Source organism: Microbulbifer thermotolerans (assembly GCF_001617625.1).
Lineage (GTDB): Bacteria > Pseudomonadota > Gammaproteobacteria > Pseudomonadales > Cellvibrionaceae > Microbulbifer > Microbulbifer thermotolerans.
The window spans coordinates 1,132,483-1,146,433 of sequence record NZ_CP014864.1; the positions used below are offsets into that span (position 1 = coordinate 1,132,483).

Annotated in this window: 11 protein-coding genes; 6 read left to right on the top strand and 5 right to left on the bottom strand. The window is 57.4% G+C overall.

The window, feature by feature from the left end; translation table 11 throughout:
* Positions 1 to 17: 17 nt before the first annotated feature.
* The 3 genes from A3224_RS04720 to A3224_RS04730 all read right to left on the bottom strand — a co-directional run bounded on the left by A3224_RS04720 (position 18) and on the right by A3224_RS04730 (position 3,912).
* Positions 18 to 1,292, bottom strand: coding sequence for an aminotransferase class I/II-fold pyridoxal phosphate-dependent enzyme (locus tag A3224_RS04720; RefSeq protein ID WP_067152096.1), 1,275 nt, complete (start codon positions 1,290 to 1,292; stop codon positions 18 to 20).
* Between the two features lie 280 nt (positions 1,293 to 1,572).
* Positions 1,573 to 2,439, bottom strand: a complete 867-nt coding sequence (locus A3224_RS04725; protein ID WP_067152098.1) for a DUF6279 family lipoprotein — start codon at positions 2,437 to 2,439, stop codon at positions 1,573 to 1,575.
* A gap of 138 nt (positions 2,440 to 2,577) precedes the next feature.
* On the bottom strand, positions 2,578 to 3,912 hold the full coding sequence (locus A3224_RS04730) for a PstS family phosphate ABC transporter substrate-binding protein (protein ID WP_139223108.1): 1,335 nt from the start codon (positions 3,910 to 3,912) through the stop codon (positions 2,578 to 2,580).
* Positions 3,913 to 4,427: 515 nt separating this feature from the next.
* On the opposite strand from A3224_RS04730, the gene nagK reads away from it, so the two are divergent.
* Genes nagK through A3224_RS04750 form a run of 4 tightly spaced genes read left to right on the top strand, consistent with a single transcriptional unit; the run spans position 4,428 to position 8,938 of the window.
* On the top strand, positions 4,428 to 5,372 hold the full coding sequence (nagK, locus tag A3224_RS04735; protein WP_067152102.1) for an N-acetylglucosamine kinase: 945 nt from the start codon (positions 4,428 to 4,430) through the stop codon (positions 5,370 to 5,372).
* A 17-nt stretch (positions 5,373 to 5,389) separates the two neighbouring features.
* Entirely contained in the window at positions 5,390 to 6,433 is a 1,044-nt protein-coding gene (nagB-II, locus tag A3224_RS04740; protein WP_231902463.1) for a glucosamine-6-phosphate deaminase NagB-II, read from the top strand.
* Between the two features lie 18 nt (positions 6,434 to 6,451).
* The gene (gene nagA / locus A3224_RS04745; RefSeq protein ID WP_067152103.1) at positions 6,452 to 7,582 is read left to right on the top strand and encodes an N-acetylglucosamine-6-phosphate deacetylase; all 1,131 of its coding nucleotides are present in this window, start codon (positions 6,452 to 6,454) and stop codon (positions 7,580 to 7,582) included.
* Positions 7,583 to 7,621: 39 nt separating this feature from the next.
* Positions 7,622 to 8,938, top strand: coding sequence for a sugar MFS transporter (locus A3224_RS04750; protein ID WP_067152105.1), 1,317 nt, complete (start codon positions 7,622 to 7,624; stop codon positions 8,936 to 8,938).
* 278 nt (positions 8,939 to 9,216) lie between these two features.
* On the opposite strand, the gene A3224_RS04755 is transcribed toward A3224_RS04750, so the two are convergent.
* On the bottom strand, positions 9,217 to 9,906 hold the full coding sequence (locus tag A3224_RS04755; protein ID WP_067152107.1) for an LrgB family protein: 690 nt from the start codon (positions 9,904 to 9,906) through the stop codon (positions 9,217 to 9,219).
* Entirely contained in the window at positions 9,899 to 10,183 is a 285-nt protein-coding gene (locus A3224_RS04760; protein ID WP_231902464.1) for a CidA/LrgA family protein, read from the bottom strand. The genes A3224_RS04755 and A3224_RS04760 overlap by 8 nt, the downstream gene beginning before the upstream one ends.
* 231 nt (positions 10,184 to 10,414) lie before the next feature.
* On the opposite strand from A3224_RS04760, the gene A3224_RS04765 reads away from it, so the two are divergent.
* Together A3224_RS04765 and katG are read left to right on the top strand one after the other, a co-directional pair.
* Entirely contained in the window at positions 10,415 to 11,302 is an 888-nt protein-coding gene (locus A3224_RS04765) for a LysR family transcriptional regulator (protein ID WP_197463052.1), read from the top strand.
* A gap of 329 nt (positions 11,303 to 11,631) precedes the next feature.
* Complete coding sequence (katG, locus tag A3224_RS04770) at positions 11,632 to 13,803, top strand: catalase/peroxidase HPI (protein ID WP_067152111.1); 2,172 nt, start codon at positions 11,632 to 11,634, stop codon at positions 13,801 to 13,803.
* Positions 13,804 to 13,951 lie beyond the last annotated feature (148 nt).

Sequence of the window (13,951 nt, forward strand, 5' to 3'; positions counted from 1 at the left end):
GGCATTGAGGGAATTTCCTACAGCATTTCCAGCTGTTTGCGTACACTCGCCAGCTTCACGCACAACACAAACACCGACATGGCGGTGTCCAGCTCGTCCAGCGGCGGGAAGCTGGGCGCTATGCGGATATTGCGGTCTTCCGGGTCCACTCCGTAGGGAAAAGTGGCGCCCGCCGGCGTTAGCTTCACGCCCGCTTGTGCGGCCAGTTCTACTACCGCGGCGGCGCATCCGGGGCGGGTGTTGAAGGAGACAAAATAGCCCCCCAGGGGATTTTCCCACTCACCGAGATCCGAATCTTTGAACGCTTTTTCCAGATGGCTCAGCACGCACTGGAACTTCGGTTTCAGGATCTGTGCGTGCTTGTGCATATGCTCTTTGAGCAGGGTGAATTCGGCAAAGAAGCGCGCGTGGCGCAGCTGGTTAATCTTGTCTGGACCGATAGTCATGGCCTGCATTTGTTTTTTCAAAGAGGCCAGGTTGTCGCTGCTGGCGCTGACAAAGGCGAGGCCGGCACCGGCGTGGGTCACCTTGGAAGTGGAGGCGAACTGAATCACCGAATCGGCGGTGTCGTTTTCCACGGTAGCGGTGCGGATATTGGCCAGGTTTACCTGGTTGTCCAGGTCGTGAATCGCGTAGGCGTTGTCCCAGAATATGCGGAAGCCGGGATTGGCGATGCGGCCCAGTTGTGCCAGCCGCTCCACGGTCTCCGCGCTGTAGGTGACACCGGTGGGATTGGAGAATTTGGGGACGCACCAGATGCCGATGATGTCCCGGTCTTTTTCGATCAGTGCCTCCACGGCGTCCATATCGGGGCCGCTGTCGGTCATTGGCACGTTCACCATGCCAATCCCAAGTTGTTCACAGATGGCGAAGTGGCGGTCGTAGCCCGGTACCGGACAGAGGAATTTGGGCGCTTCCAGCTCCTTCCAGGGTTTGTTGCCGGCATAACCGAACAGGTAGCCGGTGAGCACGGCGCAATACATCAGGGTCAGGGAGCTGTTGCCGCCGGCAATCACTTCCTCAACGGGTACCTGCAGGATATCTGCGCCCAGTTCGCGGGCGCACATCAGCCCCTCGAGGCCGCCGTAGTTGCGGGTATCGGTGCCGTCTGCCGCGCGGTATTCGCCATTTAGAATACCGTCCAGTCCGTCGGACAGGTGCAGCTGGTCCGCGGAAGGCTTGCCCCGGGTGATGTCGAGGCTCAATTCGTGCTCGCAGATGCGCTGATACTGCGCGTTCAGTTCTTTTTCCCAGTTTTGCAGCTGTTCGCGCGTGGCGGCGTCGATATCCACGGGTTGTTCTCCATCTGGTGAGTGAGAGCGGCGAGCTTAGCAGTAAGCGGGCGCTAATTGCACTAGGGGCACCTCAGATTAATTCACACGAGCGCTGTCATTGGTTTCGGGTCGCTCGGGCAATAGGACGGACATTTCGAAAGCGCACGAGTACTTCCCTGTAGCTCCGACGGATACATCCCTGTATCCGACGGTTTCGAAATGTCCGCCCTATCACCTGAGCCTCACATCCGCCCGCGAAGAGCTTCTGCCACCAGAAAGTGATTTAATCAGAGGTTCCTTAGTTTGCGGAGAGTGTGCGGAAGTCTTGTGCGTATTTGCGCAGGGTGCGGATCAGGTGGGCGCGTTGGGCTTCGGTGGTGCTGGCGAGTATACGCTCGCCCAGCCGGCGGGCTTGGCGCTGGCGTTCTTCCTGTATCCGGCGGTAGTCCTTCGACCAAAGTTGTTCCGGATAGAGCACCAGATTGCGCAACTGGGCCTGGTAGCCTTCGGGTTTGTTGCGCAGAAGTTCCACAAAGCGCGCCTGCCAGATTTCCCTTTGATGGTTGCGTTCCAGTGGGTTGTATTCCACTTGTGTGACCCAGGCGGCAATCATTTGTTCCTGTTCAAGGCTCAGGGACCCGAGCCAGCGCTTGCTCTGCTTGCGTATATGCTTGTTGCGTCGGCGCTGGATTTTATCCGGTGTTTTTTGCCATTTCTCCAAAGATTCTTCGCGCTTTTTTCGCAGCGTTTTTTCCAGAGTGTCTATTTGTGCCGGAGTCAATGTTTCGGCCAGGGGCAGTAGCAGGTCGCAGAGCTGCGCGCTGGCGGTGTGCAGGAATTTTTGGATCTGTATTTCCGTCGATTCCAAATGTGGCTTTCGCAGTTGGTTTTTTTCGACCCTCTCGGCGAGCAGCTCGAGATAGTCCGCGTAGCGGGGTAGTTGGGTTTGGCGGTGCCAGGTGTGAAAGCTGTCGAGTGCGGCGTGCAGCGCGGCTTTCTGCTCGGCGTTAAAGTCGACATAGTCGTCCAGTTGCCAGCGCATCCACAGGTCCAGGTGGTTGTACGCAAATTGGACGCTGGAGCAGCTGGCGAGAAGCAGCAGTGTGGAAATCAGTGTCGCGAAGTTGCGTGTACGCTTCAGAATTGCTGCAGCCGGGCGCGCCATCTGTTATTCCCTGTAAATATCGGCCCATCGTCTTAAGGGGCCAATCTTCACTATAGATGAATGGGGAGCCCCCCGTTCATTGCGCGACGTTTCCGGCTTGGGCCGTGGTGCGCGACCGGGTCGCGTTTTGCGCCGATATCAATCGGCCGTTTCCGTGTTTATCCACACCTCGACACGGCTGTTCTTAATCGGCGCCTGTTCCCGGTCGGCGGTGAGGGGGGCGAAGGCTCCCAGAGCCAGAATTTTTACGCCCTTAAGTTGATGGTCGCGCAACAGTGCCCCTTGGACTTTGAGGGCGCGGAAGCGCGAAATAATATCGGTGATCTTGTCGTTGGATTTCTGATCCGAAAAGCCCACCAGAGTTAGATCCAGCGCATTACCGTTTTGGTCGATGTACTCCTCCAGCCGATGCAGATCCACGAGTGCACGGCTGTCCAGGTCGGCGCTGCCATCGGCGAAGCGGAAGGAGATGCTCAGGCGTTCGGCGCGTTCCATCAGCTCCCGGTATGCCTGTGGTGCATTGGGATAGGCGGGGATCTTAAGGCGCACCGGTGTCAGGTTGATGTAGCCGGATTCAGCCACCAGCTTCTGCCCCTCCGCGGATTCGACAAAGTGCAGAAAATTGTCCACATGGGGCTTGAACTGGCTGGGGTTTTTATAGAGGTAAAGGCGCCGGGTGAGGGGGAAGTCTTCGGTGGCGATAATGCCGCGGTCTGGCACTGTGGCGGCTAGATCGCCTGCCTTGATGGCCACTTTCTTTACCCCTTCGGCGTCGGCGAAGGGCAGGTAGCCAATGGCGCCAGCTTCACGCAGGACAATGCGCTGGGTCTCGGCGTTGCCAGAGACTTCATAAATGCCGGGGGCCGCCGGGCGGCTGTGGCCAAAAATTTCTTCGTCAAAAGTGGCGCGGGTACCGGACTCGATATCCCGGTGCAGGGGGTGGATCGGAAGGTCGGCACCGCCCAGCTCGGCCCAGTTCTTGATTTTTCCGCTGTAGATCTGCGCCACCTGAGCCAGGGTCAATTGGCTGACAGGGTTGCTTGGATGTACGGCGATTGCCAGCGCATCCAGGCCGATTACATGCTCCGCTTCCGCGCCAGCGAGATTGCCAAAGCGCGAGAGCATACGGATTTCCTGTCGCTTGATTTTGCGGGAGGACATGCCGATATCGGCGGTGTCGCTATTTAGCGCCTTGAAGCCGGTGCTGGAACCGAGGGCGACGATGGGTATTTCCACTGTGCGACCTTCCATGGTTGCTTTAATCCAGTGTCGCTCGCCGGCACTGCGTTGCTCGATATTGCTGGCATTCAGGCTGCGCAGATAGCCTTTGACCAAAAGCGGCGCTAATTCGGCGCCGACAGTATTGGAACCGGTCATACGGAAGAGTGTTTGGGTTTCCGCCCAGGTGTGTGAGGAAAGCAGTTGACAGTACAAAAGGGCGATCGCCAAAACGCGCGTGGGTAACCCCGCCATCAAATTATCCTCTCGTCTGCATTTTGTGAGGGACTTTCCGGCACGAATATTGCCGTTATTGTTATCGGGATGCCTGGACTGGCTGGAGCTCGACACAGGCGTAATTGCATGGGGCGGTCGGTGCCGCCGGGGTGCGCTTTATCGCAGAAATGTGTGACGTGATTATTGCAACTGTTCCTGGGTTTATTCACAATTTTTTGTGATCAGGCTCTGAATGCGGCGGGTTTGGGCTAGTGGCCGCACTCTCTGCGCCACCCCAGTTGCGAGGGGGCGGATTTTGTTTATTTCACCAGGCTGGGCGGCATGCGGCGGTCCGGGCGTCGGTGAAGAGCTTGTTTCATGCATGGAAGGGAGGCTCAGGTACGCTTGTGCAAATTTTTTTAAAAATGATGTGACAACGCTGTCATAATTTGTGTAATATCGCTCCCGTGATGCTGGCGTTTGCGTCAGCCTCGGAGGCACTGGGAAGCCCGACAAAGGCACACAACAATACAAAGTCTTAGAGGCCGGTACAGGTGGTTGCTATAAGAGACAGAGACATTTTTTTTATTGGTATAGATGGCGGTGGCAGCAAGTGTCGGGCCTCTATTGTGGATGCCAATAACCAGGTGCTCGGTACCGGTGTCGCCGGTCCAGCTAATCCTCTGCACGGATATGCGCAGACGATTGACTCCATAGTGCGCTCGGCCGCCCTGGCGCTGGCGGACGCCGATTTGCCTGCCCAAATGCTGGGGGAGCTTGTGGCCGGAGCCGGCCTTGCCGGTGTAAATATGCCGCGCCTGTACAGTGAAATGGCCGCCTGGGCCCATCCTTTCTCCAAACTGTACCTCACTACCGATCAACACACGGCCTGTCTGGGCGCTCACCGCGGCGGTGACGGTGCGGTGATTATCGTCGGCACAGGCTCATGTGGTTACGTTTGGGCTAACGGTCAGAGCAAACTGATTGGCGGCCACGGCTTTCCCCATGGCGATAAGGGCAGCGGCGCCTGGATGGGTATGGAGGCGGTGAAATACTTGCTGATGGCTTTGGATGGTCTCGCCGAGGACTCCAGACTGAAAAATGAACTGTTGCAGATGCTGGGTGCCGAGGACGCCAATGAGGTATTCGAGAAAATTGGCGGCAAGTCATCCAGCCACTATGCGCGCCTGGCGGTGCCGGTAATCGAGTGTGCCGAGGCCGGCGACCCGGTGGCGGAGGCCATAGTGCGCGATGGCGCCTCTTATATCAGCGATCTGGCGGATAAGTTGCTGGAGCTGAAACCGCCCAGATTGTCGATGATCGGTGGTTTGGCGCAGCGCTTGCGCCCCTGGCTGGCTCCGCATGTCGTGGAGCGCCTGGCCACCCCCCTGGAAGCGCCAGAAATGGGATGTGTTTATTTCGCCCGGCAGTCTCTGGCGAAGGAGGCAGGTGGCGGAGTCGATCACCCCGGAACCGATTCAAAGGCTTTTTACAGTTAACGGAAGTAGATTTTTTTATGAGCAAAGCTACGCACGCCGAGGCAACACAGGCAGACAGCAGTATGGCTACCACGGTGATGGAATCCGAGGCCCGCGAGGCGCCTATGCGCGTCGCGGAGCAGTTGCAAAGCAATGCGGCAATCATGGCCCGACTGGGTGAGCGCTTGCGCCGGGAACCGCCGCGGTTTGTGATGATCGTCGGGCGCGGCTCGTCCGACCACGCGGGTGTCTTCGCCAAGTATCTGATCGAGATTGAGACGGGCACACCCACTTTTGCCGCGGCGCCGTCGGTTTCCAGTGTCTACGGTCGCAAGTTGAAACTCGAAGGGGCGCTGGTGCTGGTGATTTCCCAGTCCGGCCGCAGCCCGGACATTCTCGCCCAGGCGCGGATGGCGAAGGCAGCGGGCGCTTATACCGTTGCGCTGGTCAATGACGAAACAGCGCCGATTAAAGACATCGTTGATCTGACGTTGCCCTTGAAGGCGGGGCCGGAAAAAGCTGTTGCCGCCACTAAGAGTTATCTGGCAACGCTTGCGGCAGTGCTGCAGCTGGTTGCCTACTGGAGCGAAAACCGCGAGCTGTTGAATGCGGTCGAGGCGTTGCCCCAGGCGCTCTCAGATGCGGTTGCCTCAGAGACCCAGCTGCGGCCTGAAGACCTGGCCGGAGTGAAGAATCTGGTGGTGCTCGGCCGCGGTCCTGGCTACGGCATCACCCGGGAGCTGGCGTTGAAATTAAAAGAGGTTTGCAATATTCACGCGGAGTCCTTTTCCAGTGCGGAATTCCTGCACGGACCGGTGACTCTGGTGGAGCAGGAACTCACGGTGGTCAATGTACCCATTGAGGACGAATCCTTCGAAACACACAGTGCGCAAATCGCCGATATCGTTCGCCGCGGCGGCACCATGATAAACCTGCATGTGCCCAGCAAAGGGGTGCACCCGCGGGTGGCACCGCTTGCGTTGCTGCAGCGTTTCTATATCGATGTCGCCCATGTGGCGGTCAGTCGGGGTATCAATCCGGATGCGCCGGCGGGCCTGAAGAAAGTGACTCAGACTCTGTAAATTTGGGAGCCCACAGCGATGCGCACTTTGGTAGCGGAGCGGCTATTCGATGGCGAACAGATCCGCAGTGATATTCCAGTGGTTATCGGCGACGACGGCCATATTTGCGCGATAGGCGGTGCGGTAACCGAGGGTGCTGAACGGCTTTCCGGGCTGCTGGCTCCGGGTTTGGTGGATGTACAGGTCAACGGCGGCGGCGGCGCGCTCTTTAACAATGACCCCAGTGTCGAGGCGCTGTGGAAAATGAGTCAGGCCCATGCGCGTTTCGGCACCACGGCTTTCCTGCCGACCCTGATCACCGACAAAGTAGAAGTGATGCAGCGGGCCGCGGATGCGGTCAGCGCCGCGCTGCGCGAAGGGATACCCGGGGTTATTGGCGTGCATTTTGAAGGGCCTCATCTCAGTGTGCCCAAGAAGGGCACTCACGAGGAGCGCTTTATTCGTCCGCTTAGTGACGCGGAGCTGGCCATTTATGCCCGCGACGATCTCGGTATCAAGGTGGTTACCCTGGCACCGGAAAATGTGTCGCAAGAGGATATCCGCAGGCTGGTTGCCCTGGGTGTCAGGGTGTGTCTGGGGCACTCCAATGCCGATGGCGCTACCGCTGCGGCAGCGCTGCGGGCCGGCGCGACCGGCTTTACCCACCTGTACAACGCAATGTCGCCACTGCAGTCCCGCGAAGCGGGTATGGTGGGCACGGCGCTGATCAGTGACGGCGCCTGGTGCGGAATGATTGCCGATGGACACCACTTGTGTGTCGAGGCCATGACTTTGGCATTGAAAGCCAAGCCGCGCGGAAAATTGATGCTGGTGACCGATGCCATGTCCCTGGTGGGCAGTGATGAAACCAGCTTTCCTCTGTTTGAGCGAATCGTCACTAAGCGGGGGGACAAGTTGACCTCCACTACCGGCGAGTTGGCCGGTTCCCACTTGGATATGATCAGCGCCGTGCGCAATATCCGCGATTGGTGTGGTCTTGAGCTTGAAGAAGCTTTGCGTATGGGCAGTCTCTATCCGGCACAGTTTTTGCGATCTAGTGCCGGCCGTATCGCGGTGGGCGGGGCTGCCGACCTGATTTTGTTGGATGATAACTTGCGGGTGCAAAAAACCTGGATCGGTGGCAGGGAAGTTTTTTCTCAGCTTGCGTAAAAACGATAGAACGAATCATAACGATAAAAAGGTGCTCTAATGGAAACCGCAATTGCAACTCAGCGAGCCTCAAAAAGCAGCCTGCTGCCGATGGCGATTATCGGCACCCTGTTTTTTATTTTCGGCTTTGTGACTTGGTTGAACGGCTCTCTGATCCCGTTTTTAAAAATACTCTGCGACTTGAGTGATTTTCAGGCGCTGTTTGTTACTTTCGCCTTTTATATTGCCTACACGGTGATGGCGCTGCCGATGTCCTTTATCCTGCGCCGCGCCGGCTATCGCGACGGCATGGCCATAGGGCTGGGTATTATGGGCGTGGCGGCGCTGGTATTTATCCCCGCCGCGCAGATGGGCAGTTACCCGGTCTTCCTGCTGGCTCTGTTTGGCCTCGGTGGTGGTCTGACGATATTGCAGACCGCGTCCAATCCTTATGTGGTGAAATTGGGACCAGCCGAAAGTGCCGCCACGCGCATTGCAGTGATGGGCATTATCAACAAAAGTGCCGGTGTGTTGGCGCCAATCGTATTTACCGCGCTAGTTCTTTCCGGCCTTGCGGATTTCAATACCGAGGCCATCGCCAGGCTGGGCGAGGCCGAGCGCGAAGCGAAACTGAGCGAGGTGGCCAACCGCCTGGTAATGCCGTACATCTGTATGGCGGTGCTGTTGTTCTTACTGGTGGGGCTGGTGAAGCTTTCCGGTCTGCCGGATATTGAAGAGGAACATGCCTCTGATAGCGAAAGCAGGTCCGGCATATGGCAATTCCCACAAGTGGTATTGGGGGCTTTTGCTCTCTTCGCCTACGTGGGTGTGGAGGTCATCGCGGGCGATACCATAGGTCTCTATGGAGAGCGACTCGGTGTTGTCGACTTTGCGTCACTCACCTCCTACACCATGGTATTTATGGTGATCGGCTATCTGGTGGGTGTGACTTGCATTCCGCGCTTTATTTCTCAGCAACAGGCGCTGCTCGGCTCCGCTGTCGCTGGTTTTCTGTGTGTGCTTGGCGTTCTGTTGGCCTCCAAAGAGAGCACTGTAATTGCGAGTCTGCTCTGGGGCTGGTCCGGAATCCCTGTCATACCGGATACAGTGGCTTTCGTCGCTCTGATGGGGCTGGCCCACGCTCTCGTTTGGCCCTCAGTCTGGCCTCTGGCGCTGGATGGTTTGGGAAAATTCACCGCGCAGGGTTCGGCGCTGTTGATTATGGGAATCGCTGGTGGCGCGATTATTCCACTGTTGTTTGGCAAGGTAGCTGAACTTGCCGGTACCACGGGGGCTGGCTACAGCGTTGCGCTGCCTTGTTATCTGTTTATTCTTTTTTATGCAGTCAAGGGCCACAAACTGCGCAGCTGGAAATAGTGAACTCGGTTGGATATCTATCCGTTATTTTTGGTTCTCGTCATCTTTGCCCTCTTCGCGAGGGCTTTTTTGTATTTTATTTAACGTGGACCCAGGTTGGTTCACGCAGCCGTAAAAACTATTTTGACAGTGGGTGGGGCGGTCAAAAAAGGGGAGGCTGCAAACCGCCCGGCAAAAGGTGTCCGGTGGAGTTCTAAGGCCGCACGCGTGCGTTTTACCGGTGTGTCTGAGCGCTCGGGAACCAGCTGCAGCGCGCATGTGAGTGCATCAGAGGTCCCTCAATTCAGCAGCTGGGAAAATAGAGGTGCGCAGAGCACCATGGCCACGCCGGTAAAAATCATCGTTAAACTGGCGATGACGCCTTCCTCACGACCAAGCTCACGGGCTTTTGCTGTGCCGGCACCGTGGGAGGCTGCACCCAGAGCGATACCCTTGGCCAGAGAGGTGCGGATCCCAGCGAATTTAAAGATCGGTTCGGATAATGCCATTCCCGTAATACCAGTCATAATCACCAGCATCGCCGTAATATCGGGCACTCCGCCAAAAGCAGTGACTGCCTCCATTGCAAAAGGCATAGAAACGGAACGAACCAACATTCCACTCGCCAGCGCCTCAGGCATGGGAAAAATTTGCACCAGAAGCCAGGATGAAAACAGGCCCAGTATTAGTCCGGTACAAACACCGATCGTCAGTGTTAGGGGGTAGCGCAGAATTACCCTGCGTTCCTGATAGATTGGCACGGCAAAAGCAATTGTCGCTGGACCCAGCATCATCACCAGAAAATGGGTATAGAGATAGTAGTCTTCCAAGGGGATATGCAATACGAGGATTAGAGCGATGATACCCAGAGGAGCTGCCAGTAAGGGAGCCAGCAAAATATTTTTTCGGTGCTTATAGGCTGTTTTAGTCAGATAGTAAAAGCCTAGAGTGGCGGCCAGGCTCAGGGCCGCAAGCAGCGTGTCAGACATCGGCTTGGCCTCGCAAGTGACGTTTATGCAGGTGTTTTTCCAGGGTGAAAACGCGATCGACCACCCAGGCTGTTCCGGTCAAGACGAGCGCTGTGCCGACAATCAGTGAGGTAACGAGCACACCGCCGTCCTCGCGGAGCAGCACCCAGTTCTTGATTACCGAAACAACTGGGGGAATGAAAAATAATAAAAGGTCGCCGAGCAGCCAGCTGGAAGCTGCAACTACCGCTTTTTCCGGAACGATACGCATGAGAAGCAACAAAGCGAGGATCGCCAAGCCGATGACACTGGCGGGGATCGGCAAGTGTGCAAGTGCGACTATCTGATTACAGAGCCAGAAGAGTCCACAGAGGGCCGCAATCTGAAACAGTAGAAAAACTGCAGAACCTGTGCGTGCCATAAAGCGGGTCGTTTCTCTGGGGGTTAAGAAATGGGATTGACGTTAGTTTAGCGTTGAGCTTGAGATATATATAATGAATGTTAAATATGAAATGCATGAAATTAATTTATGCAAATAGACCTGAAAGTATTGCGCTATCTCGTTGAGATCGTCCGCCACGGTGGTTTTGGCAAGGCGGCGGAACAGGTGCATCTTTCACAGCCAGCGCTCAGTAAAGCGATACGTGGCTTGGAGGAGGCACTGGGCGAGACCCTGCTGGAGCGGGGAGGTCGCGGTAGCCGCGTTCGGCTCACGCCCGCAGGAAAAGTGGTATATCGCCACGCAAATGCACTGTTGGAAGGCCGGGAGCAGATGCTCAATGAACTCCGTATGCTGCGAGGGCTCGAGTGCGGGGAGCTGCGCATTGGTCTTTCTCCGCTGGGAAGTGGCGAAATCTTTGCGCCGGTGATCGCCCGTTTTCGTGAACTCTACCCGGGCGTTGAAATTCACTTGCGAGAGCGGGGCGGGGTAGAGCAGGAGGACGCTTTGCGCAACGGGGAAATTGAACTGGCAACCAGTTTAAAACCGACGGATGAGGATATCGCCTGGATGCAGATTTGCGACGATCCGATGATGGTGGCATTGCCGCACGCCCACCCGATGTCGGAGACCGGAGCCATCCGTCTGGAGGCACTGGCTGAGGTGCCAATTGTCGGGTTTGAACCTGGTTTTATGTTGAGCAAGCTGATTAGGGATAACTGTCGTGCTGTGGGATTTGATCCGAGAGTCGTCGCAGAGGTTTCCCATCCAGACTTCGGTCTCGCGCTGGTGGCCGCTGGTACTGGGGTTATGTTGTTACCCCGATTGATCGCGGAACGTCACAAAACAGACGGAGTCGTTGTCGTTCCTCTCGATAGTACGCTCTTGCGTTGGACTCTTTCTTTGATTTGGCGTCGGAATGCGAGCCTCTCTTTTGCTGCAAGAAAAATGCGGGAAATGATAAGGGAAATGCTCTGACAAGCGGTCGACTGACGCCGGTTTATCCCATTTCTCCCTTCGGCAGCGGTGAAAGCGCGCATGTGCATATCTCTAGAAAAAAACGCTGCACACTTTTGATAATCTTTTAATCCTATTGAGTTTCTTTTGTTGATATAAATTTCCTATTAGGGCCATGGTGATATCTAAATATCTTTCCCTCCCCGTGCCGGTGATACTGGAAGTCATAGCTAAGGAGCCCCTGATTCTTTTACGCGAACATGGAGGTGAGGCAGGCGGTTCCTTTCATCGATATGACCCAATTTCGTAGTTATCTCCTGACTGCGGAGTGAAAGCAAAGGCGTCTCACCATGGAAAACAATACCTCTTCCGCAGGCAAATGCCCCTTTATGCACGGCAGCAATACGGAAGTGGGCAAATCCGTCACCGACTGGTGGCCCAACGCCCTCAACCTCGACATTCTCCACCAGCACGACCGCAAGACCGATCCCATGGGGGGAGACTTTGACTACCACAAAGCGCTGAAAAAGCTGGATGTGGCAGCGCTCAAGCAGGATCTGCGTGAGCTGATCACCAGCAGCCAGGAGTGGTGGCCCTCCGACTGGGGCAGCTATGTGGGCATGTTCGCCCGTGTGGCCTGGCACACCGCCGGTTCCTACCGCGTGGCCGATGGCCGTGGTGGGGCGGGCACCGGCAACCAGCGCTTTGCGCCCCTCAACTCCTGGCCGGACAACGTCAATACCGACAAGGGTCGTCGTCTGCTGTGGCCGATCAAGAAAAAGTACGGCAACAAAATCTCCTGGGCCGATCTGATCATCCTGGCCGGCACCATCGCCTATGAAGTGGCCGGCCTTAAAACCTATGGCTTTGCCTTTGGCCGCAAGGATATCTGGCACCCGGAAAAAGACACTTACTGGGGTGCGGAGAAAGAGTGGCTGGCGCCCAGTGACGGTCGCTATGAGGATGTGGGCAAACCCGACAGCATGGAAAATCCGCTGGCGGCGGTACAGATGGGGCTGATCTACGTGAACCCGGAAGGGGTCAACGGCCAGCCGGACCCGCAAAAAACCGCCGATCAGGTCCGCGAAACCTTCGCCCGCATGGCGATGGACGATGAAGAAACCGTGGCGCTCACCGCCGGCGGCCACACCATCGGCAAGTGCCACGGCAACGGCCGTGCCGAAGATCTGAGTCCGGAACCGGAAGCGGCCGATGTGGAATATCAGGGCCTTGGCTGGTTCAACACCAAGGGCCGCGGTATTGGTCGGGATACCGTGGTCAGCGGCATCGAAGGGGCCTGGACCACCAACCCCACCCAATGGGATATGGGCTACTTCGAGATGCTGTTTGGCCACGAATGGGAACTGAAAAAGAGCCCAGCCGGCGCCTGGCAGTGGGAGCCGGTGAGCATCAAGGACGACGAGATGCCGGTGGATGTGGAGGACGCCTCCATCCGCCACAAACCGATCATGACCGACGCCGATATGGCAATGAAGGTCGATCCGATCTACAACCAGATCTGCCAGAAATTCATGGCGGACCCGGCTTACTTCGATGACTGCTTCGCCCGCGCCTGGTTCAAGCTGACCCACCGCGACATGGGGCCGAAAAGCCGTTACTACGGGCCGGACGTGCCCAAGGAGGACCTGATCTGGCAGGATCCGGTGCCCGAAGGCCCGACCCACTATGACATCGGCCACCTGAAGAGCCTGATAGCCGCCAGTGGTCTCTCCATCGCCGACATGGTCAGCACCGCCTGGGACAGTGCCCGCACCTTCCGCGGCTCCGACTACCGCGGCGGGGCCAACGGTGCCCGCATCCGCCTGGCACCGCAGAAGGACTGGGTCGGCAACGAGCCGGAACGGCTGCAGCGGGTACTCTCGGTGCTCGAACCCCTGGCCGCTCAGGTGGGAGCCTCCATCGCCGACACCATCGTGCTGGCCGGCTCTCTGGGGGTGGAGATGGCCGCCAGGGCTGCGGGGGTCAACATCGACGTACCCTTCGCGCCGGGGCGCGGTGATGCCACCGACGCGATGACCGATGCCGACTCCTTCTCTGTGCTGGAACCCCTGGCCGATGGCTTCCGCAACTGGCTCAAGCAGAAGTATGTGGTCACCCCTGAAGAGATGCTGCTCGACCGGGCCCAGCTGATGGGACTGACCGCACCGGAGATGACTGTGCTGATCGGCGGCATGCGGGTGCTGGGCACCAACTACGGTGGTCGCAAGGAGGGGGTCTTCACTGACCGGGAAGGCGTGCTGAGCAACGACTTCTTCGTCAACCTGACCGACATGGCCTACCGCTGGGAACCGGCGGGGGACAACCTGTATAACATCGTTGACCGCCGCAGCGGCGAAACCCGCTGGACCGCCACCCGGGTCGACCTAGTGTTCGGTTCCAACTCCATCCTGCGCGCCTACTCCGAGGTGTACGCCCAGGATGACAACCAGGAGAAATTCGTCAAGGATTTCGTCAAGGCCTGGGTCAAGGTGATGAATGCGGATCGTTTTGACCTGAAGTAATCACACCCGGATACAGGAGGGAGGCGCGGGCTTGCGCGCCTCTTTCCTGTGCGTTTATTCACGCGTGACGGCCTGCAGAATCCAGGGGCCGTTGCATTTTTTCGGTTGGCGGTATCGCATTTCCCACCGGGAACAGGTCCCGACAGCT

Coding starts and splice junctions, on each gene's coding strand:
- A3224_RS04725 (WP_067152098.1), bottom strand. CDS start 2,439: ATGGCGCGCCCGGCTGCAGCAATTCTGAAGCGTACACGCAACTTCGCG.
- A3224_RS04750 (WP_067152105.1), top strand. CDS start 7,622: ATGGAAACCGCAATTGCAACTCAGCGAGCCTCAAAAAGCAGCCTGCTG.
- A3224_RS04730 (WP_139223108.1), bottom strand. CDS start 3,912: ATGGCGGGGTTACCCACGCGCGTTTTGGCGATCGCCCTTTTGTACTGT.
- nagA (WP_067152103.1), top strand. CDS start 6,452: ATGCGCACTTTGGTAGCGGAGCGGCTATTCGATGGCGAACAGATCCGC.
- A3224_RS04765 (WP_197463052.1), top strand. CDS start 10,415: ATGCAAATAGACCTGAAAGTATTGCGCTATCTCGTTGAGATCGTCCGC.
- katG (WP_067152111.1), top strand. CDS start 11,632: ATGGAAAACAATACCTCTTCCGCAGGCAAATGCCCCTTTATGCACGGC.
- A3224_RS04755 (WP_067152107.1), bottom strand. CDS start 9,906: ATGTCTGACACGCTGCTTGCGGCCCTGAGCCTGGCCGCCACTCTAGGC.
- nagB-II (WP_231902463.1), top strand. CDS start 5,390: ATGAGCAAAGCTACGCACGCCGAGGCAACACAGGCAGACAGCAGTATG.